The organism is Sphingomonas sp. UNC305MFCol5.2 (genome assembly GCF_000712135.1).
In the GTDB taxonomy this organism is placed as follows: Bacteria; Pseudomonadota; Alphaproteobacteria; order Sphingomonadales; family Sphingomonadaceae; genus Sphingomonas.
Genome location: NZ_JOOE01000002.1, coordinates 716546 through 739285, shown reverse-complemented (window position 1 = coordinate 739285; position 22740 = coordinate 716546). Strand labels below are relative to the sequence as shown.

Sequence of the window (22740 nt, the reverse complement as noted above, 5' to 3'; positions counted from 1 at the left end):
TGCCTCCGAGGGCACACCTTAGACGCAATCGGCGGAGGGGGAAGGGCTCTTCTCCCTCTCCCCTTCAGGGGAGAGGGTCGGGGAGAGGGGAAGTGCGGCGGATGCGGGGCTCTGGCCCCTCTCCCGCGCTTCGCTACGCTCGCTTGCCCTCTCCCCTGAAGGGGAGAGGGATTTCGCATCACGCCAGCGCGGCGTCTTCGCCCATCAATGCCGGGAAGAAGCCTTCGTGCGCCGTGCGGAGGTCGGCCAGCGATACCGTCCAGTCGCCTTCGTCGAGCTCGAAGATCAGGCGCTCCTTGATCGTCCGGCCGAGATGATCGGCGGGGACGTCGGCCTTGTGCGCCGCGACCATGAAGTCGGCGAGGCACGAATCGCAGACGGTGACGATGTAGAGCCCCTGATCCTCGCCGAACAGCGAGCCGGCGATGCCGAAGGGCTGCGGCTCGTTGACCAGCGCGCCGATTCCCGAGGCGAGCGCCATCTCGGCGACCGCCACGGCGAGCCCGCCGTCGGAGACGTCGTGGCACGCGGTGATCGCTCCCTTGGCGATCTGTTCGCGGATGAAGTCACCGGTGCGGCGCTCGGCGGCGAGATCGACGGGGGGCGGGGGGCCATCCTCGCGGCCATGCACTTCGCGCAGCCAGATCGACTGGCCGAGATCGCCGCCGCGCTCGCCGATCGTGAGGATGGTGTCGCCCACGCCCTTGAAGGCGATGGTGCAGCTGGTGGAATAGTCCTGGAGCAGCCCGAGCCCGCCGATCGCCGGAGTGGGGAGGATCGCCGATCCGCCGCCGGTGGCCTTGGACTCGTTGTAGAGCGAGACGTTGCCCGACACGATCGGGAAGTCGAGCGCGACGCACGCTTCGCTCATCCCTTCGAGGCAGCCGACGATCTGGCCCATGATCTCGGGGCGCTGCGGATTAGCGAAGTTGAGGCAGTTGGTCACCGCGAGCGGCGTCGCGCCGACCGAGGTCAGGTTGCGCCAGGCCTCGGCAACCGCCTGACGGCCGCCTTCGACCGGGTCGGCGAAGCAATAACGCGGGGTGCAGTCGGTGGTGATCGCGAGGCCCTTCTGCGTGCCGTGGACGCGGACCACTGCGGCGTCGCCGCCCGGTCGCTGCACCGTGTCGGCACCGACCATGTGGTCATATTGCTCCCAGATCCAGCGGCGGCTGGCGATGTCGGGCGAGCCCATCAGCTTGATCAGATCGGCGGCGGGATCGCTGCTCTCGGGCACGTCGGTCAGCGGCGCGCGCTTGGGCGTCGGGACGTGCGGGCGATCGTAGAGCGGCGCTTCGTCGGCGAGCGGGGCGAGCGGGATATCGGCGACCGTGTCGCCCTGCCATTTGAGCACCATCCGGCCGGTGTCGGTGACGTGGCCGATGACGGCGAAGTCCAGTTCCCACTTCTCGAAGATCGCCTTGGCGAAATCCTCGCGGCCGGGCTTGAGCACCATGAGCATGCGCTCCTGGCTCTCCGAGAGCATCATCTCGTACGGCGTCATGCCGGTCTCGCGCTGGGGCACGTCGTCCATGATCAGCTCGATGCCGACGCCACCCTTCGACGCCATCTCGACTGAGGAGGAGGTAAGGCCCGCGGCGCCCATGTCCTGGATCGCGACGATCGCGTCCGATGCCATCAGCTCGAGGCAGGCCTCGATGAGGAGCTTCTCGGTGAAGGGATCGCCGACCTGGACGGTGGGGCGCTTCTCTTCCGAATCCTCGCCGAAATCGGCCGAGGCCATCGTCGCGCCGTGGATGCCGTCGCGGCCGGTCTTCGAGCCGACATAGACGATCGGATTGCCCACGCCCGATGCGGCCGAATAGAAGATCTTGTCGGTCTGCGCGACGCCGACCGTCATCGCATTGACGAGGATGTTGCCGTCATAGGCCGGGTGGAAGTTCACTTCGCCGCCCACGGTCGGCACGCCGACGCAGTTGCCATAGCCGCCGATGCCGTGGACCACGCCAGCGATCAGGTGGCGCATCTTGGGATGGTCGGGCCGGCCGAAGCGCAATGCGTTCATGTTCGCCACCGGGCGCGCGCCCATGGTGAACACGTCGCGCAGGATGCCGCCCACGCCGGTCGCCGCGCCCTGATAGGGCTCGATATACGAGGGGTGGTTGTGGCTCTCCATCTTGAAGATCGCCGCCTGGCCGTCGCCGATGTCGACCACGCCGGCATTCTCGCCCGGGCCGCAGATCACCTGGGGACCGGTGGTGGGGAGCTTCTTCAAGTGGATGCGCGAGGATTTGTAGCTGCAATGCTCGGACCACATCACCGAGAAGATGCCGAGCTCGGTCAGATTGGGCTCGCGCCCCATCGCGTGCAGGACGCGCGCATATTCCTCGGGGGACAGGCCGTGCTCGGCGACGATCTCTGGCGTGATTCCGGTCATGGCCGCAGCCCTTAGCGGGGCGGTGCGCGAGGGGCTAGTCCCGCGCGCCGCTTCGTAACGCTCGGGTAACGCGTTGCGCCCTAGCTTGCGGCCATGGGATTCCTCATCCGGCCGATCAGCACTCGCTGGCCCGCATGGCGCGGCGCCCTGCCGGCCGCGGATCGCGCCATAGATGCCGGCCCGGCCGGCAGCTGGCAATGCGACCTCGCCGACAACTCCCTGCGCTGGTCGCCTGAGATATTCGACTTGTTCGGCCTGCCCCGCGGGACCGCGCTCGATCGGCGCGCGGTGGTCGAAATGTATGTCGACGAATCGCGCGAATTGATGGAGCGCCTGCGCGCGCGGGCGATCGCCGAGCGCGGCAGCTTCACCATCGAGGCGCAGATCCGCCGTCCCTGCGGAGAATTGCGCTGGATGCGGTTGACCGCCGATGTGCTGTGCCGCGGCGGTCGCGCGGAACTCCTCTACGGTTCGAAGCAGGATATCACGGCGGAGATGCTGGCACGCTGAGCGCCGCGCGGATCTCAGAGGATCTCGCGCACCACTTCCTGCGGGCGGCAGAGGCGTACGCCCTTTTCGGTCTCGACGAGCGGGCGGTTGATCAGGATCGGGTGCGCCATCATCCCATCGAGGATCGCCTCGTCGCTCGCTTCCGGCAGGCCGAGCTCGGCCGCCAGCGGCTCCTTGGCGCGCAGCCCTTCGCGCGGGGTGATGCCGGCGCGTTCATAGAGGGCCACCAGCTTCTCGCGGGAAGGCGGGGTCTTCAGATATTCGATCACCTCGACTTCGATGCCGGGCGTCTCTTCGAGAATCACCAGCGTCTTGCGCGAAGTGCCGCATTTCGGATTGTGCCAGATCGTCGCCTTCACGCGTCCTGCTTCGCCAGCCACTCTTCGAGCCACTTGATCGTGTACGCGCCCTGCTGGAATTCGGGGTCGTCGAGCAGCGCCTGATGCAGGGGGATCGTCGTCTTCATCCCCTCGATCACGAACTCCTCCAGCGCGCGCCGCAGCCGCATCAGGCAGCGTTCGCGCGTCGAGCCATAGACGATCAGCTTGGCGATCATGCTGTCGTAATAAGGCGGCACGCGGTAGCCGGTGTAGAGACCGCTATCGACGCGGACATGCATCCCGCCCGGCGCGTGGAACTGCTTCACCGTGCCCGGCGAGGGCGCGAAGGTGCGCGGATCCTCGGCGTTGATGCGGCATTCGATCGCATGGCCGTGGAAGTTGATCTGGTGCTGCTCGCAAGACAGGCCATGGCCCTCGGCGACGCGGATCTGCTCGCGGACGAGATCGAGCCCGGTGATCATCTCGGTCACCGGATGCTCGACCTGGAGGCGCGTGTTCATCTCGATGAAGTAGAACTCGCCATTTTCCCACAGGAACTCGATCGTCCCTGCGCCGCGATAGCCCATATCGGCCATCGCCTTGGCGCAGATCCCGCCGATCCGCTCGCGATCGGCGTGGCCGAGCACGGGGGAGGGGGCTTCCTCGAGCACTTTCTGGTGGCGGCGCTGGAGCGAGCAGTCGCGCTCGCCCAGATGCACGGCATTGCCGTTGCCGTCGCCGAACACCTGGATCTCGATATGGCGCGGATTGCCGAGATACTTCTCGAGATAGACCGTGGCGTCGCCGAACGCGGCCTTCGCCTCGCTGCCCGCCTGCTGCATCAAGGTCTCGAGCTGATCCTCGGACGTGCACACCTTCATGCCGCGCCCGCCGCCGCCCGAAGCGGCCTTGATGATCACCGGATAGCCGGCCTTGGCGGCGATCGCCTTGGCCTCGGCCAAATCGCTGATCGCGCCGTCCGATCCGGGAACCAGCGGCAGCCCCAGCGCGCCCGCGGTGCGCTTGGCTTCGATCTTGTCGCCCATCGTGCGGATATGCTCGGGCTTGGGCCCGACGAAGATGATCCCGTGCGCCTCGACGATCTCGGCGAACTGCGCGTTCTCCGAAAGGAAGCCATAGCCCGGGTGGATCGCGTCGGCGCCCGAGATCTCGGCGGCCGAGATGATGTTCGGGATATTGAGATACGAATCGGTCGCGCTCGGCGGCCCGATGCAGATGGCTTCGTCCGCCAGCCGCACGTGCATCGCGTCGGAATCGGCGGTCGAGTGCACCGCGACGGTCTTGATCCCCATCTCGTGGCAGGCACGATGGATGCGCAGCGCGATCTCGCCGCGATTGGCGATCAGGAGCTTCTTGATTTCGGCCATGCTTACTCGACGACCACGAGCGCCTGATCGAATTCGACCGGCTGGCCGTTCTCGATCAGGATCGCCTTGACGGTGCCCGCGGCCGGAGCCTGGATCGGGTTCATCACCTTCATCGCCTCGATGATCAGCAGCGTGTCGCCCGCGGCGACCTTGTCGCCCACGGATACGAACACCTTCGCCTCGGGATTGGGCTTCAGATAGGCCGTGCCCACCATCGGCGACTTGACCGCGTTCGCGGCAGCGGCGGCCGGCGCAGCTGCCTCGGCAACGGCAGGCGCAGCGGCAGTGACGGGCGCCGGAGCGGCGGCCGCAGGTGCATATTGCATCGCCGGCGCGGCGGTCACGGTGCGCGCGACGCGCACGCGGCGTTCGCCGTCCTCGACTTCAATTTCGGTAAGCTGCGTCTCGTCGAGCACGGCGGCGAGCTGGCGGACCAGCTCGATATCGACGTGCATCGCCCCTTGTTTCTTATCTTCGGCCATTGCGACCCTTTATCCGATGAAAGCGCGCGCTCATGTCAGAGACGCGCGGCGGCTTCAAGCGCAAGCATGTACGACAGCGCTCCGAAGCCGGCGATGGTTCCGCGTGCGGCACGACCGACATAGCTGATATGCCGGAATTCCTCGCGCGCATGCGGGTTCGAAAGATGGACTTCGATCACCGGCGTCGTGATGCTCTTCACGGCATCGTGCAACGCGATCGAAGTATGCGTGTACCCGCCCGGGTTGAGAATGACCGCCTTGGCGCCCCGGGCCTGCGCCTCGTGCAGCCAGTCGATGAGGTGCCCCTCATGGTTCGACTGGCGCAGGTCGATATCGAGGCCGAGCTCGCGTGCCCGGTCCTCGAGATCGCCCGCGATATCGTCCAGCGTTGCCGAGCCGTAGATCTCCGGCTCGCGCAGTCCCAGCAGATTGAGGTTGGGGCCGTTGAGGACGTAGATCGTATCGGCCAAGCCGGTGCCTTTCAGTTGCGGGTCTCGTGGCCACGTCCCTATATGAGCCCGCGTCCCCGATCAAATTTCCCAAGGACCCCCATGCACACCGACGGTACCGTCAGCATAGTCGTCAACGGCGAGCACAAGCGCGTCACCGCCGGCCTCACCATCCTTCAGCTCGCCGAGCAATTGGGGATGGTGCCCGAGAAGATCGCCGTCGAGCGCAATCTCGAAGTGGTGCCGCGCTCGACCCTGGGTGAGGTGTGCGTCGCCGACGGCGACGAGCTGGAGATCGTCCATTTCGTCGGCGGCGGCGATCATGCGCGGCCGGTGGAGGACGACAACTGGAGCGTCGCCGGCAAGACCTTTCGTTCGCGGCTGATCGTCGGCACGGGCAAGTACAAGGATTTCGAGCAGAACGCCGCGGCGGTCGCCGCCTCGGGCGCCGAGATCGTCACCGTGGCGGTGCGCCGGGTGAATGTCAGCGATCCCAATGCGCCGATGCTCACCGACTATATCGATCCGAAGAAGATCACTTATCTCCCCAACACTGCGGGCTGCTTCGATGCCGAGAGCGCGATCCGCACGCTGCGGCTGGCGCGCGAGGCAGGGGGCTGGGATCTCGTCAAGCTGGAGGTGCTGGGCGAGGCGCGGACGCTCTATCCCGACATGGTCGAGACGCTGCGCGCCACCGAAGTGCTCGCCAAGGAAGGCTTCAAGCCGATGGTCTATTGCGTCGACGATCCGATCGCGGCGAAGCGGCTCGAGGATGTCGGCGCAGTGGCGATCATGCCGCTGGGCGCGCCGATCGGATCGGGGCTCGGCATCCAGAACCAGGTGACGATCCGGCTGATCGTCGAGGGCGCGAAGGTGCCGGTATTGGTCGATGCCGGCGTCGGCTCCGCCTCGGACGCGGCAGTGGCGATGGAGCTCGGCTGCGACGGCGTGCTGATGAACACCGCGATCGCCGAGGCGAAGGACCCGGTCATGATGGCCGCCGCGATGAAGGCGGCGGTCGAGGCCGGCCGGCTGTCGTACCGCGCGGGCCGGATGGCGAAGCGGCGCTACGCCGATCCGAGCAGCCCGCTGGCAGGGCTGATCTAGCGTTTGCAGGGGCGGCGGGGGCTTGAGATCAACGGTCGCTTTCCAACCCCAATAGCCGCCATTCGCCTTGCAATGTAGGATTTGCTTTGCTTGCCTCGGGCGGTCGGTAGCCCCGGCCGCTCTTTCCTATCGTCGAGTCTCATCGCATCGCGCCCGCGTGTCGGAGGTGGCGCATCGGCGCGAAGGCGCCGCGTCGCCGTCGCATCATTGGCGCGTCGCAGCCGCGTGCGTGCGGCGTCCCCGTCGCGCCCGCGCCGCGCAACTGCAGCGTGCGCGGCGCATGACTGCCGCGTTCCCGGCGCAAAGCCGGCGCGTCGCAGGCGTTTCGGCGTCGCATCCCGCGAAAAATCCGAAAATGAGTCAATCAGTCAACCGACGGCGCGTTCGTGCAAACCTGCATTTCGCCTAACCTTTACTAACCTTTCGCGTCCCGATTGCTCAGCGCCCTTTGCGCGCCAGCCAGATCGCCCTTCCGCCGGTCCTGTGATCATGCGGCACGAATGCCACTTCGATCAGCCCATATCCGGCGAACAGCGCGCGATATTCGGCCGGGGCGAGGCTGGCATGGTAGAGTTCGTCGCCGAACTGGCAGCCGATCGTCTCGTCGCGCGCCGAACCGGTATTGAACAGAAAGGCGCCGTCGGGGGCGAGCAGCCCCGCCGCCTTGACCACCATCGCTGCCTGGTCCTCCGGGGGCAGATGGAAGATGCTGTCCCATGCGATCACGCCGTGGAACGGACCTTCCACCACGGCGTCGCGCATGTCGCCGCAGATCCAGCGATGTCCTGCGAAGCGCGTGCGTGCGAGCGCGATCATCCGTTCGGAGACATCGACGCCAGTCACCTGCCGCTCGCGGTCGATCAGGTACCGCGCGATGGGCTCCCCCGCGCCGCAGCCGAGGTCGAGGATCCGGCCTCCCCTCGGCACGGCGAGCAGGAAGCGGTCGAGCCAGCTCTGCTCGACGAAGTTCTGGCGGCGCGCTTCGTCGAAGGCATGGGCATGGCGCTGATAATGTTCGCGAATTCGATCGGGCATCAGGAACCCTCACCCGGCGCGGACCGTTATTGTGTCGGACTTGAGAAACAGGGCGCAGCCACGCGCCGATCCGCGGTCAGGAGTTTGGAATCATGGGTGAACTCGTCGACAAGATCAAGGGCAACCTCGATGAGGCGGCCGGCAAGATCAAGCAGCAGAGCGACAATCCCGACACCCGCGACGAGGGTGCCGCGCAGGAGATCAAGGGCAAAGGCGAGCAGTTCGCCGGCAAGGTCAAGGGCGTGCTCGGCGACGATATCTGAATACGATCACCGTTGAGGGCGAAAGGGGCGGTCTCGCAGGAGGCCGCCCTTTTTGTGTCAGTCGGGCCCTCTTGCCTTAATCGGGAACGTAGAACGACCACAGGCCGCTCGGCAGCTTGCTGGCGGCGAAGCGGACCGGCTTGTGGGAGGCGCCTATCTCGCAGATCATGAACGACTGGGTCTGCGCGGGTTCGAGCGGATTGGGCAGGTTCACGGTCTTGCTGCCGAGCCAGCGCCATTCCTGTTGCCACACCTTCACGCCGGAAAGCGCGAGATGATCGCCCTCGCTGCCGATGTGCGCCGTCTTCCAACCCATTTCAGTCTCCTTGCCCTTATTATAGAGGGCCCGGGACCGGTCAGGCGCCGCGGATCGCGCTGATTGTCGTCCCCGGCGTGATGAATTCGACATCGGTCTTGAGGTGGAGCAGCCGGACGCCCTTTTCCGCCAGCGCGCGCTCCAGCGCGGGAGCGAATTCCTCGGTCCGCTCGACCGTCTCCGCCCAGCAGCCATAAGCTCGGCCGAGCGCAGCGAAGTCCGGGTTGTGCAGCCGCGTGCCCGATAGGCGGGCCGGATATTCGCGCTCCTGGTGCATACGGATCGTGCCGTACGCGCCGTTGTCGATGACGAGTACGAGAATGTCGGCATTGTGCTGCACCGCGGTGGCGAGTTCCTGTCCGTTCATCATGAAATCGCCGTCGCCGGCGAGCGCGACCACCTGCCGCTCCGGTGCGCGCAGCTTGCCCGCGACTGCGGCGGGAACGCCATAGCCCATCGCGCCCGCGGTCGGCGCCAGCTGCGAGGGTTGCGGCCCGTAGTGCCAGTAACGGTGCCACCAGCTCGAGAAATTGCCCGCCCCGTTGCAGATGATCGTGTCCGCCGGCATTGCCTCGCGCATCGCCGCGACGCACTGGCCGAGATCGAGCGCCACGCCTTCCCGCGGCTTGGGGGTGGACCAGTCGAGCCATTCGGCATGCGCTTCGGCAGCGGCGCCGCCGCGGATCGGCGGGATGTTCTCCAGCGCCGCCGCGCCGGCGAAGCTCGTCATATCGGCACAGATCGCGATGTCGGCGCGATAGACCCGGCCAAGCTCGTTCGGATCGGGATGGACGTGGATCAGCGTCTGGCCTGGATGATCGGGGGTGATCAGCGTGTAGCCGTCGGTCGTCGCCTCGCCGAGCCGCGCGCCGACGGCAAGGATCAAGTCCGCTCCCTTGATCCGCGACGCCAGTTTCGGGTTGGGACCATAACCGAGATTGCCCGCATAGACCGGCGATCCGGCGGGCAGTGCGTCCTGCCGCCGGAACGCGCAGGCGACGGGCAGGCCGGTCCGCTCCGCGAAATTGGCAAAGGCCGCACCGGCCGCCGCCGTCCAGCCGGCGCCGCCGACGATCACCACCGGACGCTCGGCCTGCCTGATCAGCGCGGCCATCGCCTGCATCGCGTGCCGGTCGGGTGCCTGGGTCACGCGCGGCAAAGGCGGGCGGTCGATCGCTTCGACCTCATCGCACAGCATGTCCTCGGGCAATGCGATCACGACCGGTCCGGGCCGCCCGCTCGTCGCCACGTTCCAGGCGCGCGCGACATATTCCGGAATCCGCGCCGCGTCCTCGATCCGCGTCGCCCATTTGGCGAGCGGCGCGAACATCGCCGGGAAATCGACTTCCTGGAAACCCTCGCGGTCGCGCATGCCGCGGTCGACGTCGCCGATGAACAGGATCATCGGCTGCGAATCCTGCATCGCGACATGGACGCCGATGCTCGCATTGGTCGCTCCCGGCCCACGCGTCACGAACGCCACGCCCGGCCGTCCGGTCATCGCCCCGTCGGCGCACGCCATGAAGCCGACGCCGCCTTCCTGCCGGCACGTCACCACATCCACGGGCGTGTCGTGCAGCGCGTCGAGCACCGCGAGGAAGCTCTCGCCCGGCACGTGGAAGATACGGTCGCAGCCCTGTGCGACCAGATTGTCGACGAGGATCCGGCCCCCGGTTCGTTTCGCGGTCATCCCCGCTTCCTAGCGCGGCTCGCCCGTCCCGCGTAACCCCCAGCCTGTACGCCGGCTATGCCGCGGTGGAATGGCGCCCGCTCACGACGCCCATTGCGCGCGCAATTCGGCCTCGCTGCCGTTGAAGTGGTTATAGTCGATCTTGCCGCCCGCATTGCCGGGAATGCCGGGCACGGTCGATGCCTTCTCGGCATATTGCCACAGCCAATAGCTGGGCCAGCTCTTCTGGACATGCGCTGTCGGATTGTACTCGGCGAGCCACAGCCGGTGCGCTCCGAAGAAGGGGTCGACATTGTCGCCGAGCTTCTCCTTGATCAAATGCCCGCTGTAGAGCACCGCCCGGCGCCCCAGTTTCTCGTGGATCCGCTCGAGGAACTCGCGCGCCTGATCGAAGTTCATCTGGAACTTGGCGTCGAGCTCATAGTCGAGCGCGACCAACGTGTTCGGGCCGGGCTGCGCCTTGAGGAGGAAATTGTCGACCTGCGCCTTCACCGGCGCGTTGGTGCCCCAATGATAGGCGCCCCAGAGCAAGCCGGCGCCTTCGGCGGCGGCGCGACGCTCGGTATAGGCCTTGTCCTTGCCCGTCTGGCCGGTGGTCGCCTTGTGGATGATCCCGAGCACGCCGGCGGCACGCGCCTGCGCGAAGCTGTTGACCGCATTGCCGTTATAGAGGTCGATCACCACCGGAATCCGCGGCGCCTCGGCCGAAGTGGCGATCGGTGCGCGTGGCGCCGCTGCCGGAGCGGGGGCGGGCGCCGGAGTGGGCAGGGGTGTGGGAGCCGGCGTCGGGGCTGGTGCCGCCCCGGCGGCGAATGGCGTGAGCGGTCCGCATCCGCCGGCCCAGACATAGGCATTCTCGTCGGTCCTGTACCATAACGGGTTGCCGTCGACCGAGAGCCCCGCGACGATCGCGCGGACGTTGAGCGGCGTCCCCGCGAGCACTTTGCGGAGCACCGGCGCATCGGTGGTGGCGGCGCCCTGGCGCAGATTGACCTTGGCGGTGGTGGTGACCTGACCCGAGATCAGGATTTGCGGATGCTGCGGCATGGCTCAGCCCACCGCGTCGTCGGAGGTCGGCCCCATACCGGGCGCCGAGGTTGCGTTCGGTTCGGGCGGCGCTGCTGCGGCCGTGCCGACGCCGACCGCCTCCTGCCCGGCCGGCGTGGCCTGCGAGGGCATGGCCCGGCTCATGAAGCCCTCGATGAAATCGGCGCCCGAATAGCCGGCCCCCAGCATCGCGGCGATCTGCGCCGACGCGACTGCATGGATATTGTCGATCAAGCTCACGCTCGCCAGCGAACCCGCGATCGCGCCGATCACCAGCGAGGTCACGAGCCGGCTCGGCTCGATCGCTTGCGACATCGTGGTCGTGCTGTTGCTGACGGCATCGTTGAGCTTCTTGAGGCCGACGATGCTGCGAATAGCCTGGCCAAGCGCTCCCAACATCGCGCCGAGCCCGAGAAGCTGCATCCATGTAGTTGCGTCGAGTGTCGTTTCCACAGTTCAGCTCCCCTTTTGCCGACTGCCGAGTCTCTATTTGCGAGGATTGCATAGCTGCGCGGGAATGCAAGCTCTCTTCTTGCGATTTTCCTGATGCGCTGTGTGATGCAGCGCCGTGCGCGAACATCCTGCGGAAGCGTTCGCGGGAAGCCCATAAAAAAGGGCCGCGCGGCGGCGCCGCGCGGCCCTGACGTTTCCGCCCTGGATCAGAAGCGGTAGCCGATTCCTGCAACCACCTGGTCGCGGTTCAGATCGACCTTCTCGTAGCGCGAATAGCGATACTCGACCTTGCCGTAGAACTTGCCGAAGCTGCGCTCGAGACCGGCGCCGAGGCGGTAGCCATCGTAATTCTCGCCGGTGCCGGCAAAGCTGACGCGGGCATTGGTGTAGCCACCCTTGCCGTAGACGAGGATCGAGCCGGGGACGACGACGCCCAGGCGCGCGCCGGCATAGAGGTCGCGGCCGGCGCTGACGCCCGTTTCCTCGGTGGTCGCGCCGGTGATCTCGGCGTCGGCGCCGATCACCACGTTGCCCAGCTGCTTGTCATAACCGATCGCGCCGCCATAGGCGAAGCCCGACTGGCCGTCGCCGAGGCCACCGACATGGTCCCAGCCAGCGACGACTTCGGCGCGTGGGCCGGTGAAGCTGCCGTCCTGAGCGAAAGCGGGGGTTGCCGTCGCCGCCATCAGGGCGAGCGCCGTCGTTGCGAGAATACGCATTGTTCTTCCTATCTTTTGGACTTGGTACTTTAGGGTCGGATGGCCATCCGAGCGCCGAGATAGGCTTCCGTTTCGCAGGTGCAATATGGCAATTCAATTACAGTCTGCGCTGTGACTCTTTTGCCACAGCGCAAGATTCGAACGAAAGTTGAAACTTGGTTCAGGTTTGCTTGACCCGCCCTTGCGCGCGGGATTATCGCCGCGACGGGCCAGGAGAGAATCGCAGACCATGAAGAAGCTCTATGCGAACGCCGACGCAGCGCTTGACGGGTTGCTGTTCGACGGCATGACCTTGTGTGCGGGCGGTTTCGGCCTGTGCGGCATTCCCGAGCGGCTGATCGATGCGATCCAGGCCGCGGGCGTCAAGGACCTTACCATCGCCTCGAACAATGCCGGCATCGACAATGAAGGGCTCGGCAAGCTGCTCCGTTCGCGCCAGGTGAAGAAGATGATCTCCTCCTATGTCGGCGAGAACAAGGAGTTCGAGCGCCAATATCTCGCGGGCGAGCTCGAAGTCGAATTCTGTCCCCAGGGCACGCTCGCCGAGCGCTGCCGCGCGGGCGGAGCGGGGATTCCCGGCTTCTACACCAAGACCGGCGTCGGCACCCAGGTCGCCGAGGGCAAGGAATCGAAGGTCTTCGACGGCGAGGAATATATCCTCGAGCGTGGCATCCGGGCCGACCTCTCGATCATCAAGGGCTGGAAGGCCGACGAGAGCGGCAATCTCATCTTCCGCAAGACCGCGCGCAACTTCAACCAGCCGATGGCGACCGCGGGGCGGATCTGCGTCGCCGAGGTCGAGGAAGTGGTCCCGGTCGGCAGCCTCGATCCCGATCAGATTCATTTGCCGGGCATCTATGTGAAGCGGCTGATCGTCGGCGCGCCCTACGACAAGAAGATCGAGTTCCGCACCGTCCGCACCCGTGAGGCAGCATGAAAGGGCGGCCGGCGCTGATTTGCACGGCGCTTGGGGCCGCCGGGCTGGGGCTTTCGGGATGCGCGGCGGCGCTGGTCGCGGCGCCGCTTGCAGCCGGCGCGGGCGTGTACAAGTCGGCGCAGGATAGTCCGAACAGGAGCGAGCGCAGGCGCGCCCGGCAGCAGGCGCCGAAGCCGGGACAGGTGCTGACCGCGCCCGATGGCAGCAAGGTACAGGTCACCACTCTGACCGCGCTGCCTCCGCCCAGCGGCGCGCCGACCGGGCCGGGACCGGTTGCGGGCACGGCGCCCGCAGGCATGCAGTTCCTCTACGGCTCGGGCGAGGCGGCGGCGCTCAGCCTCCAGGCCTATCAGGCGCTGTGGAATTATCTGAAGGTCGAGATCGGCTATCGCCGTGACAAGACGCAGATCCGCTCGGTGGTGCTCGCGCCCGGCTCGACGCTCGACAATCCGCGCTTCGAAACCTGCGGCAAGCGCCCGCTCGCGGTGGTGCTCGATATCGACGAAACTGCGTTGCTCAATCTCGGCTACGAGCGAGACGAGGCGATCCGCGGCGGCAGCTATGATGCGGCGCGCTGGACGCGCTGGGAGCAGACCGGCGCCGACAAGGTGGAGGCCGTGCCCGGCGCGGCGGAAGCGCTCGCCGCCGCGCGCCGCGAAGGCTTCACGGTGATCTTCAACTCCAATCGCTCGATCGCGACCGCCGCGCAGACTCAGGCGGCGCTGGATCACGCCGGTCTTGGTCCTGCGGACCTCTTCGACACCTTGTGGCTGCGCGGCGAAGGCGAGCCGAGCGGCAAGGACGCCCGCCGCCAGAAGATCGCGCAGCGCTTCTGCATCGTCGCGATGGCCGGCGACCAGCTAGGCGACTTCAGCGACCTGTTCAACGCGGCGGATGCGCCGGTGCTCGCGCGGCGCAACAGCGTCGGCGGCACCTTGCTCGCGCCGCTCTGGGGTGCGGGCTGGTTCATGCTGCCCAATCCGGTTTACGGCACCGGGCTGAAGGGCGGCGTCCCCGATATCTTCCCGCCGGACGCGCATTGGACCGATCCGGGACAAGGAGCAACGCGATGAGCTTCGGACGCAAGGGCGTAGTCGCCAACGAACTCGATATCTCGGGCGCAACGCATCTGCTCCAGGGCAGCCGCGAGTTCCTGCGCATGTGGTCGCGGCCCGGCGGGCAGGCGACCTGCCTGATCGATCCCGCCGCGCTCGGCGCCGATCCCGCGGTGTTCGGCATCGCCCTGGTCGACAGCGTCCGCCACGGGGCGCGCGCCTGGGCGAATGCCTGCGGCATCAGCGAGGAAGAGGCGCTCGCCCGTATCTGGTTCGGCGTCGATGCCGAGCGCCAGTCTCCCACCGATCTTGGCAAGGAAGTGCATTGATGCCCTGGACCCGTGACGAAATGGCCGCGCGCGCGGCGAAGGAGCTGAAGGACGGCTTCTACGTCAATCTCGGCATCGGCATCCCGACCCTAGTCGCCAATCATATCCCCGAGGGCGTCGAGGTCACGCTCCAGTCGGAGAACGGCATGCTCGGCATCGGGCCGTTTCCTTATGAGGGCGAGGAGGATCCGGACTTGATCAACGCGGGCAAGCAGACCATCTCGGAGCTGCCCAGCTCGGTCTATTTCTCGTCGTCGGACAGCTTCGCGATGATCCGCGGCGGGCATATCGACCTGACCGTGCTCGGCGCGATGGAGGTCAGCGAGAAGGGCGACATCGCCAACTGGATGATCCCCGGCAAAATGATCAAGGGCATGGGCGGCGCGATGGACCTCGTCGCGGGGGTCAAGAAGATCATCGTGGTGATGGAGCATAACTCCAAGGCCGGCGACCCCAAGTTCATCCCGACCTGCACCTTGCCGCTCACCGGCAGGAACGTGGTCGATATGATCATCACCGATCTGGCCGTGTTCCAGCGCGCCGATCACGACAGCCCGTTCCGGCTGATCGAGCTCGCGCCGGGCGTGAGCGAGGAGGAAGTCGCGGCGAAGACGACGGCGGCCTATGATGCGGCGTTGGTGGCCTGAAAGAGGCGCCGGGCCGTCTCTGCAGGGAATGCGGATCGCGTGAGGCGCCGGTCGGCCGCAAAGCTGTTGAACCGATGGCTTTGTCGTGTGCACCAATGTCTGTGACGAAGCTGACCACTCCCCTCGCGCCCGATCGGCCTGCGTTGACGCTGTCCGGGGCGAGGCGTAGCCTCGGCCGATGATGGGCTGGTTCCGCCGCCGCTATCTCGACCTTCTGGGCTCGATCTACATCTACAACGAGCATCGCGGCTACACGAGCATCGATCGGGTGCTCGAGGCGGTACGCGCGCGCTCGCCGGACGATTTTGCGCTGATCGCCGCGATCGAGAAGCACCGCGCCGACGAGCGCAAGCACTATCTCATGTTCAAGCGCTGGTTCGAACTCCAGGGCAAGATGCCGCTCAGGGTCGATCGCACCTGCGGCCATATCGACCGCTTCGTCGAGATCATGTTCCGCCGCACGATCGACGATCTCGACACCGATGCGATCATCGCCAGCGACGACGAGTTCGAGAAGCTATGCCGGGTGATCTCGCTGACCGAGCAGCGCGGCTACAAACAGGTCGACATCCTGCTGCGCCATCCGCTGGTGACCGGCGACAAGGTGCTGATGAAGATCTTCAGGATCATCGAGAAGGACGAGCCCAGTCATTGGGCGCCCTATGACGGCTGGCTCAAGGCGAACGGCAAGCGCGATCCGAAATGGTGGGAGCGCGCGATCGACACCTTCATCCACTCTGAGCTGCTGTTCCTCAAGCTGCCGGTCTTGTTCCTCAATCCGTTCGTGGCGCGTCGCACTGACTGGGCCGATGCACAAGACCCAGCGCAGCGGCTGGCGACGCCGCTTCCCGCGGGACTGTAGTACGGGGCGGACCGAAGCCCGCCCCGACCCCTCACTTCACGACGCAGCACCAGCAGATCAGCTGGCCGTCCTCGGCGTCGAAGCGCTCGCCGTTCCGGACGAAGCCGTTGCGTGCAAGCACCTGTTGCGACGCCAGATTGTCGATCGCTGTCTCGGCGGTGATCGCCATGACATGCGGTGCCGCGCGCGCCCATGCGACCACGGCGCCGATCGCCCGCGTCGCGATCCCGCGGTGCTGGCGGCTAGGGGCGATGCCATAGCCGATGTCGATGCTGCCCCCTTCAGGCGGGCGCGTGATCGAGCACAGCCCGACGACCTCGCCCTCCTCGACGATGAGCCAGGAGGCCGGCGCGAAATCGGCGCCGATACGCTCCGCCAGCCCGGCGAGCATCTGGAGGATTTCGGGCGGCGCTATAAGGGTGTCGGCGAGTGCCAGCCCGCGCGGCGCACGCTCGTTCAGAAGCGCGGCATAGTCCGCCGCATTGGTTTCGATGATCATCTGGAGCCTCTGTAGATGCGGGAAGCCGGCAAAGGGCCGGCATTCGCTCTTGCGTCAGCGCCGCATCGTGCCCAACGTCGACGCTCGGCCGCGCAAGCGGTCGGAGGCGGCGGGGGTGAGCAAAGGCGATCTCCTGTGAGGCTGGCGGCGGTTTGCTGTGTCGTGCGCGGTTTGTAAAGCCGCTGGCATATTTCACGCCGCCGCGACGTCGGCTATCGCGCCCTTATGCGTATCCTCCTCACAGGTTCTTCCGGCTGGCTCGGCCGTTTCCTCGCGCCGATGCTGCGGGCCCGCGGCGATGTGGTGATCGGCCTCGACGTGGCGCCGGGCATCGATACCGACGTAATCGGCTCGGTCGCGGATCGCGCGTTGATAGACCGCGTCTTCGCCGACTATGGCATCGAGGCGGTGATCCACGGCGGAGCGCTCCACAAGCCCGATATCGCCCGCTATCCGGCGCAGGCGTTCATCCATGTCAACGTCACCGGTACGCTCAACCTGCTCGAAGCAGCGGCAAAGGCGGGTCACGACCGCTTCGTATTCACCTCGACCACCTCGCTGATGATCTCGACCGCGATCCGCAACGAACTCGCCGATCACGCCGTCTGGCTGGACGAGACCAGCGGCCCGCTCGAACCGCGCAACATCTATGGCGTCACCAAGCTCGCCGCCGAGCAATTGTGCCGCCTCGCGCAGCTCGAAAGCGGGTTGAACTGCGTCATGCTGCGCACCAGCCGCTTCTTTCCCGAGGACGACGACACGCATCGCGATCTCTCGGGCGAGAACATGAAGGCCAATGAGCTGCTTCACCGCCGGTTGACGGTGGAGGATGCCGCCCGAGCACACATCGCCGCGCTCGATCGGGCGCCCGAAATTGGCTTTGGCAGTTTCATCATATCGGCACCGACACCGTTCAACCGCAGCGAATGCGACGAACTCAAACGCGACGCCGCGACAGTAATCGCTCGTCATTTCCCCGATGCACCTGCGTTATACGCCGCCAAAGGCTGGGAACTGCCCAAATCCGTCGGGCGCGTATATGACGCCGCGCGAGCAGAGCAAGTTTTGGGCTTCCGCTGCGAGACGGATTTTAATGCGGTCGTGGAAGCATTGCGGAGTGGCGCCGCGCTTCCATTCACGCATGATTCGAATTACGTCTCGCCGAAGGAAGTACCCGGGATCGCATGACTTGACGGCTTCCGACATACATTGTCGGCGTAACAAGTATCTGATCTTGGGGGAATTATGCGTTGGATCATCCGCGGCCTGGCGGCGCTCGCCGGCCTTGTCCTGCTCGTGCTGGTCGTCGTCTATGCGGGATCCGAATGGGTGATCCGCAAGGGGCATGCAGTGCCCCTGGCTGAAGTCGCGGTCCCCACCGATCCCGCTTCGATCGCCGAAGGCGCGCGCATGGCGCGCCTCGCCAGCTGTCGCGATTGTCACCACGCCAATGGCGAAGGCGGGGTGCTGTTCGAGGATCCGATGCTCGGCCGCATCGCGCCGCCGTCGCTGGCGAAGGCCGCCGCGACGATGAGCGATGCCGAGCTCGTCCGCGCGATCCGGCAGGGCGTCCACAAGGACGGCTCGTCGCTGTTCATCATGCCGACCCACGCGCTCGGGCATCTTTCGGATCAGGACGTCGGCCGTATCGTCGCCTGGATTCGCACGCTCAAGCCGGGCCCGAAGGACTCGATGGCGACGATGTCCTACGGCCCGATCGGCCGCGCGCTGATCCTAGCCGGCAAGCTTCCGGCAATGGCGACTTCGGCCAAGGTCTCGGAGCCGGCACGCCCCGCCGACATGGGCCGCTACGTCGTCGATTTCGCCTGCACGGCGTGTCACAAGCTTCATCAGGACGGCACGATGGAAGACGGCAGCACCAGGGTTCCCGCGCTCGCGCCGATGGTCGCCGCCTATGATCCGGCGAAGCTCAAGAAGCTGCTGCGCACCGGCGTCGGCACCAAAGCCGACCATGGCGTGATGAGCAAGGTCGCGCGCGAGAGCTTTTTCGTGCTCACCGATCCCGAGATCGACGCGATCCAGATGTACCTCAAGGGTGAAGCCGAGCGCGCACCGGCGCAATAGCTCCGCTTCCCGACGCAAAATTGCGTAGCGGGTTGCTCTCGCGCACGATCGGACTAGATCGCCTGCATGGCCAGCAAACCCCTCACGCTGTACGAGAAGATCTGGGCGGATCATGTCGTCGAACGTCGCGACGACGGCACCTGCCTGATCTATATCGATCGGCACCTCGTCCACGAAGTCACCAGCCCGCAGGCGTTCGCTGGGCTCCGCGCCGCCGGGCGCCCGGTGCGCCGGCCCGATCTTACCCTTGCGGTGCCCGACCATAACCTTCCGACCACCGCGCGCGTCGATGCCGCGGGCAACGCGCTGCCGATCGCCGATCCCGCCAGTGCGGGCCAGCTCGCAGCACTGCGCAGCAACGTCGCCGAGTTCGGCGTGCCGTATATCGACGCGCTGGATGCGCGGCAGGGGATCGTCCATGTCGTCGGCCCCGAACAGGGCTTCACCTTGCCCGGCACCACGCTGGTTTGCGGCGACAGCCACACCTCCGCGCACGGCGCGCTGGGCGCGCTGGCGTTCGGCATCGGCACCAGCGAAGTCGAACATGTCCTCGCCACCCAGACGCTGCTGCTCCAGCAATCGAAGACGCTCGAGATCCGCGTCGACGGCGCCTTGGGTTTTGGGGTCAGTCCCAAGGACGTCGTCCTCGCGATCATCGGCAAGATCGGCGCGGCGGGCGGCACGGGCTATGTCATCGAATTCACCGGCGACGTGATCCGTGCGATGTCGGTCGAGGGGCGTCTGACCGTCTCCAACATGTCGATCGAGGGCGGCGCCCGCTCGGGCCTGATCGCCCCCGACGAGACTACCTTTGCCTATCTCAAAGGGCGTCCGCTGGCGCCCGCTGGCGAGGATTGGGACAAGGCGATCGCTTATTGGCGCACGCTCCCCACCGACGCCGGCGCGCGCTACGACAAGAGCGTCGCTCTGCAGGCAAGCGACATCGCCCCGTCGCTGACCTGGGGCACCAGCCCCGAGGACGTCGTCCCGATCACCGGCGCGATTCCGGATCCGGAGAGCTTCGCCGACGCCTCGAAACGTGTCGCGGCACAGAAGTCGCTCGATTATATGGGCCTCACTGCCGGCACCGCGATGCAGGACATCCCGATCGAACATGTCTTCATCGGCAGCTGCACCAACAGTCGCATCGAGGATCTGCGCGCCGCCGCCGCGGTGGTGAAAGGCCGGCATGTCGCCGACCGCATCCGCCAGGCGCTAATCGTGCCCGGCTCTGGGCTGGTCAAGCTGCAGGCTGAGGCCGAAGGACTGGACCGCATCTTCACCGAAGCTGGCTTCGAGTGGCGCGAGCCCGGCTGCTCGATGTGCCTGGCGATGAACCCGGACAAGGTTCCTCCCGGCGAACGTTGTGCTTCCACCTCGAATCGAAACTTCGTAGGAAGGCAGGGTCCGGGCGCGCGAACCCATCTGCTTTCCCCCGCCATGGCGGCGGCGGCGGCGGTAACGGGGCGCCTCACCGATGTCAGGGAGCTGATGTCGGCGGATGCGTGAGGGGAGTTCGTATGAAGCGCGCGTTGATCGTGTTGATTGTCGGCACCGTGCTGAGCGGCCTCGCCGCGGCCTATGCCTCGGCCCACAGCAAGCCATCGTCGGTGCAGTCGCCCGAGCCGAACTGACCGCCGCCCCGCGCGGCCCGCTGGAGGCGCGCCGCGGCGCCGGGGGAAATATTGCCATGAAGATCGCCGCCGCGCTGACCCTGCTGGGCGCGATGTTCGCCGCACCTGCCGCGCTCGCCCAGGCTGGGCCCGATGTCGAACTCTGGCGGCTCGATTGCGGCGACTTCCAGGTCTCCGACTTTGCGGAGTTCAGCGACACTCACCGCTATGACGGCAAGCCCTATGCCCTCGTCGACAGCTGCTACCTGATCCGCCACGGCAGCGACTATCTGTTGTGGGATACCGGGATCAGCGGCGACGTGCTCGGCAAGAAGGTCGTCGACGGCGCCTTCACGCTCACGCTCAAGGCGCGGGTCGTCAGCCAACTCGCCCAGATCGGGGTTAAGCCCACGCAGATCGCACGTGTCGGCATCAGCCATTATCACGATGACCATACCGGTCAGCTCGGCGATTTCGCGCACGCGACGCTGTTGATCGGCGCCGGCGATTTCGCCGCGATCAAGGCGGGTAGCGCTTCACGACCCAATTGGGCCACGCTGTTCAAGCCGTGGATCGACGGCACGGCCAAGGTCGACGCGGTCGCAGGCGACAAGGACGTGTTCGGCGACGGCAGCGTGGAGATGCTCGGCATGCCTGGGCACACGCCGGGGCATCATTCGCTGCTCGTCCGGCTCAGGAGCGGCCCGGTGCTGCTGTCGGGCGACCAGTTCCACGCGACCGAGAGCTTCGCGCACGATCAGGTGCCGACGTTCAACACCGATCGCGCCGACACGCTCGCCTCGATCGACCGCTTCAAACAGATCGCGACCAATCTAAAGGCGAAGGTGGTGATCCAGCACGAGCCCGCCGACGTCGCCAAGCTTCCCGCTTTCCCGAAGAGTATCCGCTGATGGAACCTGTTCGCCAGGTCGAGGGGCGCGCCTATCCGTGGGGCGCCAAGAACATCGACACTGACATCATCATCCCCGCGCACTGGCTCAAGACGACGACGCGCGAGGGACTGGGGCAGGGTGCCTTCGAAACGGTCCGCGCGCAGCCGGGCAACATCTTCGACGATCCGCGTTACTCCGGCAGTCCGATCCTCATCGCCGGTGACAATTTCGGCTGCGGTTCGAGCCGCGAGCATGCTGCCTGGGCACTCGCCGACCTGGGCATCAAGGCCGTCATCGCGCCGAGCTTCTCCGACATCTTCTCGGGCAATGCTTTCAAGAACGGCATCGTCCCCGTGGTGCTCCCGCAGGAGGCGATCGACCGGCTGGTCGAAGTCGCGCGCGACAATGAAGTCACGGTCGACCTCGAGACGATGACCGTAACCACGCCCTTTCAGGACCGTTTCCCCTTCCACCTCGATCCCTTCCGCCGCGACTGTCTGATGCAGGGGCTGGACGAGATCGGCATGACGCTGGCAAAAGATACCGAGATTTCGAAATACGAATCCGGTGTCGCCACGTCGCGGCCGTGGATCGCAGTGGGAGCGGGCAATGAAGGCACTTCTGTCGCAGGCGCCGGGCGGACCTGAAACTCTAAGCATAGCCGAACTGCCCGATCCCGTGCCGGGCAGAGGCCAGGTGCTGGTCGCGGTGAAGGCCTGCGCGATCAACTATCCCGACGTCCTGATCATCGAGGACAAATACCAGTTCAAGCCGCCGCGCCCCTTCGCGCCCGGCGGCGAGATCGCCGGCGTGGTCGAGGCGCTGGGCGAAGGCGTGACCCAGTTTGCGATGGGCGATCGCGTGCTCGGCGTGATCGGCCATGGCGGGCTGGCGGAGAAGGTCGCGGTCGACGCGGCCCGGCTCTATTGGCTGCCCGAGGGGCGCAGCTTCGAGGAAGGCGCGGCGCTGCTCCTCACCTATGCCACCACGATCCACGCGCTGCTCGATCGCGGCAGATTGGAGGAGGGACACACTTTGCTCGTCCTCGGCGCGGCCGGCGGCGTCGGGCTCGCGGCGATCGAGCTCGGCAAGGCGTTCGGCGCGCGCGTCGTCGCAGCGGTGTCGTCCGAGGCGAAGGCCGAAGCGGCGCGCGCAGCCGGCGCCGACGAGACTCTCGTCTACCCCCGCGCACCGTTCGACAAGGAACAGTCGAAGGCACTGAGCGAGGCGTTCAAGGCCGCGGTCGGCCCCAAAGGCGCCGACGTGATCTACGACCCAGTGGGCGGCGACTATGCCGAGCCCGCTCTGCGGGCGATCGGCTGGGAAGGGCGCTATCTCGTCGTCGGTTTTCCCGCCGGTATCCCGAAATTGCCGCTCAACCTGACCCTGCTCAAGAGCTGCGACGTCTGCGGCGTCTTCTGGGGCGCCTTCGCCGCGCGCGATCCGCAGGCCAACCAGGCGCATGTCGAGCATCTCTTCCGGCTCTGGTCGCAGGGCAAGATCGCTCCGCGCGTGATCGAGACCTTCGCGTTGGCGGACGGCGGCAAGGCGATCGCGAAGATGGCGGCACGGCAAGCGATCGGGAAATTGGTGGTGACGGTTAACTGAGAGAGCCCCCCTTGAATGGGAGGGGCTTAGAGAGT

26 protein-coding genes are annotated in these 22740 nt (G+C 66.4%); 14 read left to right on the top strand and 12 right to left on the bottom strand.

Translation table 11 applies throughout. The annotated features are described in order from the left end of the window. Positions 1–178: 178 nt before the first annotated feature. On the bottom strand, positions 179–2398 hold the full coding sequence (gene purL, locus BR78_RS0110670; RefSeq protein WP_029936440.1) for a phosphoribosylformylglycinamidine synthase subunit PurL: 2220 nt from the start codon (positions 2396–2398) through the stop codon (positions 179–181). A gap of 93 nt (positions 2399–2491) precedes the next feature. Here purL and BR78_RS0110665 point away from each other — a divergent pair, with 93 nt between their 5' ends. After that, positions 2492–2908, top strand: a complete 417-nt coding sequence (locus BR78_RS0110665) for a PAS domain-containing protein (RefSeq protein ID WP_025560741.1) — start codon at positions 2492–2494, stop codon at positions 2906–2908. Between the two features lie 14 nt (positions 2909–2922). Here BR78_RS0110665 and arsC read toward each other — a convergent pair whose 3' ends face one another. The 4 genes from arsC to aroQ are packed head-to-tail and all read right to left on the bottom strand — an operon-like array spanning position 2923 to position 5568. Next, positions 2923–3267 (bottom strand): arsenate reductase (glutaredoxin), encoded by a 345-nt coding sequence (gene arsC / locus BR78_RS0110660; RefSeq protein ID WP_025560740.1) that lies wholly within the window; start codon positions 3265–3267, stop codon positions 2923–2925. Continuing rightward, positions 3264–4616: an acetyl-CoA carboxylase biotin carboxylase subunit gene (gene accC, locus BR78_RS0110655; protein ID WP_025560739.1), complete on the bottom strand. Its 1353-nt coding sequence runs from the start codon at positions 4614–4616 to the stop codon at positions 3264–3266. Before accC ends, arsC begins: the two co-directional genes overlap by 4 nt. A gap of 2 nt (positions 4617–4618) precedes the next feature. Beyond that, positions 4619–5098 carry an acetyl-CoA carboxylase biotin carboxyl carrier protein gene (accB, locus tag BR78_RS0110650; protein ID WP_025560737.1) on the bottom strand — a complete coding sequence of 160 codons (480 nt, stop codon included), beginning with the start codon at positions 5096–5098 and terminating at the stop codon, positions 4619–4621. A gap of 35 nt (positions 5099–5133) precedes the next feature. Then, positions 5134–5568 carry a type II 3-dehydroquinate dehydratase gene (gene aroQ, locus BR78_RS0110645; protein ID WP_025560736.1) on the bottom strand — a complete coding sequence of 145 codons (435 nt, stop codon included), beginning with the start codon at positions 5566–5568 and terminating at the stop codon, positions 5134–5136. A gap of 81 nt (positions 5569–5649) precedes the next feature. Here aroQ and thiS point away from each other — a divergent pair, with 81 nt between their 5' ends. Continuing rightward, positions 5650–6654 (top strand): sulfur carrier protein ThiS, encoded by a 1005-nt coding sequence (thiS, locus tag BR78_RS0110640; RefSeq protein WP_081855731.1) that lies wholly within the window; start codon positions 5650–5652, stop codon positions 6652–6654. Positions 6655–7092: 438 nt separating this feature from the next. Here the strand turns inward: thiS and BR78_RS0110635 are convergent, their stop codons facing one another. Then, positions 7093–7689, bottom strand: a complete 597-nt coding sequence (locus BR78_RS0110635) for a class I SAM-dependent DNA methyltransferase (RefSeq protein WP_029725396.1) — start codon at positions 7687–7689, stop codon at positions 7093–7095. A 92-nt stretch (positions 7690–7781) separates the two neighbouring features. On the opposite strand from BR78_RS0110635, the gene BR78_RS0110630 reads away from it, so the two are divergent. Next, positions 7782–7952 carry a CsbD family protein gene (locus BR78_RS0110630; RefSeq protein ID WP_025560935.1) on the top strand — a complete coding sequence of 57 codons (171 nt, stop codon included), beginning with the start codon at positions 7782–7784 and terminating at the stop codon, positions 7950–7952. Positions 7953–8028: 76 nt separating this feature from the next. Here BR78_RS0110630 and BR78_RS0110625 read toward each other — a convergent pair whose 3' ends face one another. From BR78_RS0110625 to BR78_RS0110605, 5 genes are all read right to left on the bottom strand, one after another. Beyond that, positions 8029–8268: a hypothetical protein gene (locus BR78_RS0110625; RefSeq protein WP_025560934.1), complete on the bottom strand. Its 240-nt coding sequence runs from the start codon at positions 8266–8268 to the stop codon at positions 8029–8031. Positions 8269–8308: 40 nt separating this feature from the next. Beyond that, positions 8309–9958 carry a thiamine pyrophosphate-binding protein gene (locus BR78_RS0110620; RefSeq protein WP_025560933.1) on the bottom strand — a complete coding sequence of 550 codons (1650 nt, stop codon included), beginning with the start codon at positions 9956–9958 and terminating at the stop codon, positions 8309–8311. Between the two features lie 81 nt (positions 9959–10039). Further along, positions 10040–11005: a glycoside hydrolase family 25 protein gene (locus tag BR78_RS0110615; RefSeq protein ID WP_025560931.1), complete on the bottom strand. Its 966-nt coding sequence runs from the start codon at positions 11003–11005 to the stop codon at positions 10040–10042. A gap of 3 nt (positions 11006–11008) precedes the next feature. Then, complete coding sequence (locus BR78_RS0110610) at positions 11009–11458, bottom strand: hypothetical protein (RefSeq protein ID WP_156022291.1); 450 nt, start codon at positions 11456–11458, stop codon at positions 11009–11011. 206 nt (positions 11459–11664) lie between these two features. Further along, positions 11665–12177 carry an outer membrane protein gene (locus BR78_RS0110605; RefSeq protein WP_025560929.1) on the bottom strand — a complete coding sequence of 171 codons (513 nt, stop codon included), beginning with the start codon at positions 12175–12177 and terminating at the stop codon, positions 11665–11667. A gap of 229 nt (positions 12178–12406) precedes the next feature. Here BR78_RS0110605 and BR78_RS0110600 point away from each other — a divergent pair, with 229 nt between their 5' ends. The 5 genes from BR78_RS0110600 (at position 12407) to BR78_RS0110580 (ending at position 16007) form a co-directional block, all read left to right on the top strand. Continuing rightward, positions 12407–13114, top strand: coding sequence for a CoA transferase subunit A (locus BR78_RS0110600; protein WP_025560928.1), 708 nt, complete (start codon positions 12407–12409; stop codon positions 13112–13114). Beyond that, a complete protein-coding gene (locus BR78_RS0110595) occupies positions 13111–14187 on the top strand; it encodes an HAD family acid phosphatase (protein WP_231478231.1) in 1077 nt (358 codons plus the stop codon). The genes BR78_RS0110600 and BR78_RS0110595 overlap by 4 nt, the downstream gene beginning before the upstream one ends. Beyond that, positions 14184–14498: a DUF5076 domain-containing protein gene (locus tag BR78_RS0110590; protein WP_025560926.1), complete on the top strand. Its 315-nt coding sequence runs from the start codon at positions 14184–14186 to the stop codon at positions 14496–14498. The genes BR78_RS0110595 and BR78_RS0110590 overlap by 4 nt, the downstream gene beginning before the upstream one ends. Further along, on the top strand, positions 14498–15145 hold the full coding sequence (locus BR78_RS0110585) for a 3-oxoacid CoA-transferase subunit B (protein ID WP_025560925.1): 648 nt from the start codon (positions 14498–14500) through the stop codon (positions 15143–15145). Before BR78_RS0110590 ends, BR78_RS0110585 begins: the two co-directional genes overlap by 1 nt. Positions 15146–15323: 178 nt before the next feature. Continuing rightward, the gene (locus tag BR78_RS0110580; RefSeq protein ID WP_025560923.1) at positions 15324–16007 is read left to right on the top strand and encodes a hypothetical protein; all 684 of its coding nucleotides are present in this window, start codon (positions 15324–15326) and stop codon (positions 16005–16007) included. Between the two features lie 31 nt (positions 16008–16038). On the opposite strand, the gene BR78_RS0110575 is transcribed toward BR78_RS0110580, so the two are convergent. Next, positions 16039–16506 carry a GNAT family N-acetyltransferase gene (locus tag BR78_RS0110575; protein WP_025560922.1) on the bottom strand — a complete coding sequence of 156 codons (468 nt, stop codon included), beginning with the start codon at positions 16504–16506 and terminating at the stop codon, positions 16039–16041. 225 nt (positions 16507–16731) lie between these two features. Here BR78_RS0110575 and BR78_RS0110570 point away from each other — a divergent pair, with 225 nt between their 5' ends. From BR78_RS0110570 to BR78_RS0110540, 6 genes are all read left to right on the top strand, one after another. Further along, positions 16732–17694 (top strand): NAD-dependent epimerase/dehydratase family protein, encoded by a 963-nt coding sequence (locus tag BR78_RS0110570; RefSeq protein ID WP_025560921.1) that lies wholly within the window; start codon positions 16732–16734, stop codon positions 17692–17694. Positions 17695–17751: 57 nt separating this feature from the next. Beyond that, complete coding sequence (locus BR78_RS0110565; protein WP_025560920.1) at positions 17752–18591, top strand: c-type cytochrome; 840 nt, start codon at positions 17752–17754, stop codon at positions 18589–18591. A gap of 66 nt (positions 18592–18657) precedes the next feature. Beyond that, on the top strand, positions 18658–20100 hold the full coding sequence (leuC, locus tag BR78_RS0110560) for a 3-isopropylmalate dehydratase large subunit (protein ID WP_029936438.1): 1443 nt from the start codon (positions 18658–18660) through the stop codon (positions 20098–20100). Positions 20101–20281: 181 nt separating this feature from the next. Continuing rightward, positions 20282–21115, top strand: a complete 834-nt coding sequence (locus BR78_RS0110550) for an N-acyl homoserine lactonase family protein (protein WP_029936437.1) — start codon at positions 20282–20284, stop codon at positions 21113–21115. Next, positions 21115–21744: a 3-isopropylmalate dehydratase small subunit gene (gene leuD, locus BR78_RS0110545; RefSeq protein WP_025561194.1), complete on the top strand. Its 630-nt coding sequence runs from the start codon at positions 21115–21117 to the stop codon at positions 21742–21744. Before BR78_RS0110550 ends, leuD begins: the two co-directional genes overlap by 1 nt. Further along, entirely contained in the window at positions 21707–22705 is a 999-nt protein-coding gene (locus BR78_RS0110540) for an NADPH:quinone oxidoreductase family protein (protein WP_025561193.1), read from the top strand. The genes leuD and BR78_RS0110540 overlap by 38 nt, the downstream gene beginning before the upstream one ends. Positions 22706–22740 lie beyond the last annotated feature (35 nt).

Excerpts from the sequence above, each read along its gene's own strand:
- purL (WP_029936440.1), bottom strand. The coding sequence starts at position 2,398 with ATGACCGGAATCACGCCAGAGATCGTCGCCGAGCACGGCCTGTCCCCC.
- BR78_RS0110665 (WP_025560741.1), top strand. The coding sequence starts at position 2,492 with ATGGGATTCCTCATCCGGCCGATCAGCACTCGCTGGCCCGCATGGCGC.
- accC (WP_025560739.1), bottom strand. The coding sequence starts at position 4,616 with ATGGCCGAAATCAAGAAGCTCCTGATCGCCAATCGCGGCGAGATCGCG.
- accB (WP_025560737.1), bottom strand. The coding sequence starts at position 5,098 with ATGGCCGAAGATAAGAAACAAGGGGCGATGCACGTCGATATCGAGCTG.
- thiS (WP_081855731.1), top strand. The coding sequence starts at position 5,650 with ATGCACACCGACGGTACCGTCAGCATAGTCGTCAACGGCGAGCACAAG.
- BR78_RS0110635 (WP_029725396.1), bottom strand. The coding sequence starts at position 7,689 with ATGCCCGATCGAATTCGCGAACATTATCAGCGCCATGCCCATGCCTTC.
- BR78_RS0110630 (WP_025560935.1), top strand. The coding sequence starts at position 7,782 with ATGGGTGAACTCGTCGACAAGATCAAGGGCAACCTCGATGAGGCGGCC.
- BR78_RS0110625 (WP_025560934.1), bottom strand. The coding sequence starts at position 8,268 with ATGGGTTGGAAGACGGCGCACATCGGCAGCGAGGGCGATCATCTCGCG.
- BR78_RS0110620 (WP_025560933.1), bottom strand. The coding sequence starts at position 9,958 with ATGACCGCGAAACGAACCGGGGGCCGGATCCTCGTCGACAATCTGGTC.
- BR78_RS0110615 (WP_025560931.1), bottom strand. The coding sequence starts at position 11,005 with ATGCCGCAGCATCCGCAAATCCTGATCTCGGGTCAGGTCACCACCACC.
- BR78_RS0110605 (WP_025560929.1), bottom strand. The coding sequence starts at position 12,177 with ATGCGTATTCTCGCAACGACGGCGCTCGCCCTGATGGCGGCGACGGCA.
- BR78_RS0110600 (WP_025560928.1), top strand. The coding sequence starts at position 12,407 with ATGAAGAAGCTCTATGCGAACGCCGACGCAGCGCTTGACGGGTTGCTG.
- BR78_RS0110595 (WP_231478231.1), top strand. The coding sequence starts at position 13,111 with ATGAAAGGGCGGCCGGCGCTGATTTGCACGGCGCTTGGGGCCGCCGGG.
- BR78_RS0110590 (WP_025560926.1), top strand. The coding sequence starts at position 14,184 with ATGAGCTTCGGACGCAAGGGCGTAGTCGCCAACGAACTCGATATCTCG.
- BR78_RS0110585 (WP_025560925.1), top strand. The coding sequence starts at position 14,498 with ATGCCCTGGACCCGTGACGAAATGGCCGCGCGCGCGGCGAAGGAGCTG.
- BR78_RS0110580 (WP_025560923.1), top strand. The coding sequence starts at position 15,324 with ATGATGGGCTGGTTCCGCCGCCGCTATCTCGACCTTCTGGGCTCGATC.
- BR78_RS0110575 (WP_025560922.1), bottom strand. The coding sequence starts at position 16,506 with ATGATCATCGAAACCAATGCGGCGGACTATGCCGCGCTTCTGAACGAG.
- BR78_RS0110570 (WP_025560921.1), top strand. The coding sequence starts at position 16,732 with ATGCGTATCCTCCTCACAGGTTCTTCCGGCTGGCTCGGCCGTTTCCTC.
- BR78_RS0110565 (WP_025560920.1), top strand. The coding sequence starts at position 17,752 with ATGCGTTGGATCATCCGCGGCCTGGCGGCGCTCGCCGGCCTTGTCCTG.
- leuC (WP_029936438.1), top strand. The coding sequence starts at position 18,658 with ATGGCCAGCAAACCCCTCACGCTGTACGAGAAGATCTGGGCGGATCAT.
- BR78_RS0110550 (WP_029936437.1), top strand. The coding sequence starts at position 20,282 with ATGAAGATCGCCGCCGCGCTGACCCTGCTGGGCGCGATGTTCGCCGCA.
- leuD (WP_025561194.1), top strand. The coding sequence starts at position 21,115 with ATGGAACCTGTTCGCCAGGTCGAGGGGCGCGCCTATCCGTGGGGCGCC.
- BR78_RS0110540 (WP_025561193.1), top strand. The coding sequence starts at position 21,707 with ATGAAGGCACTTCTGTCGCAGGCGCCGGGCGGACCTGAAACTCTAAGC.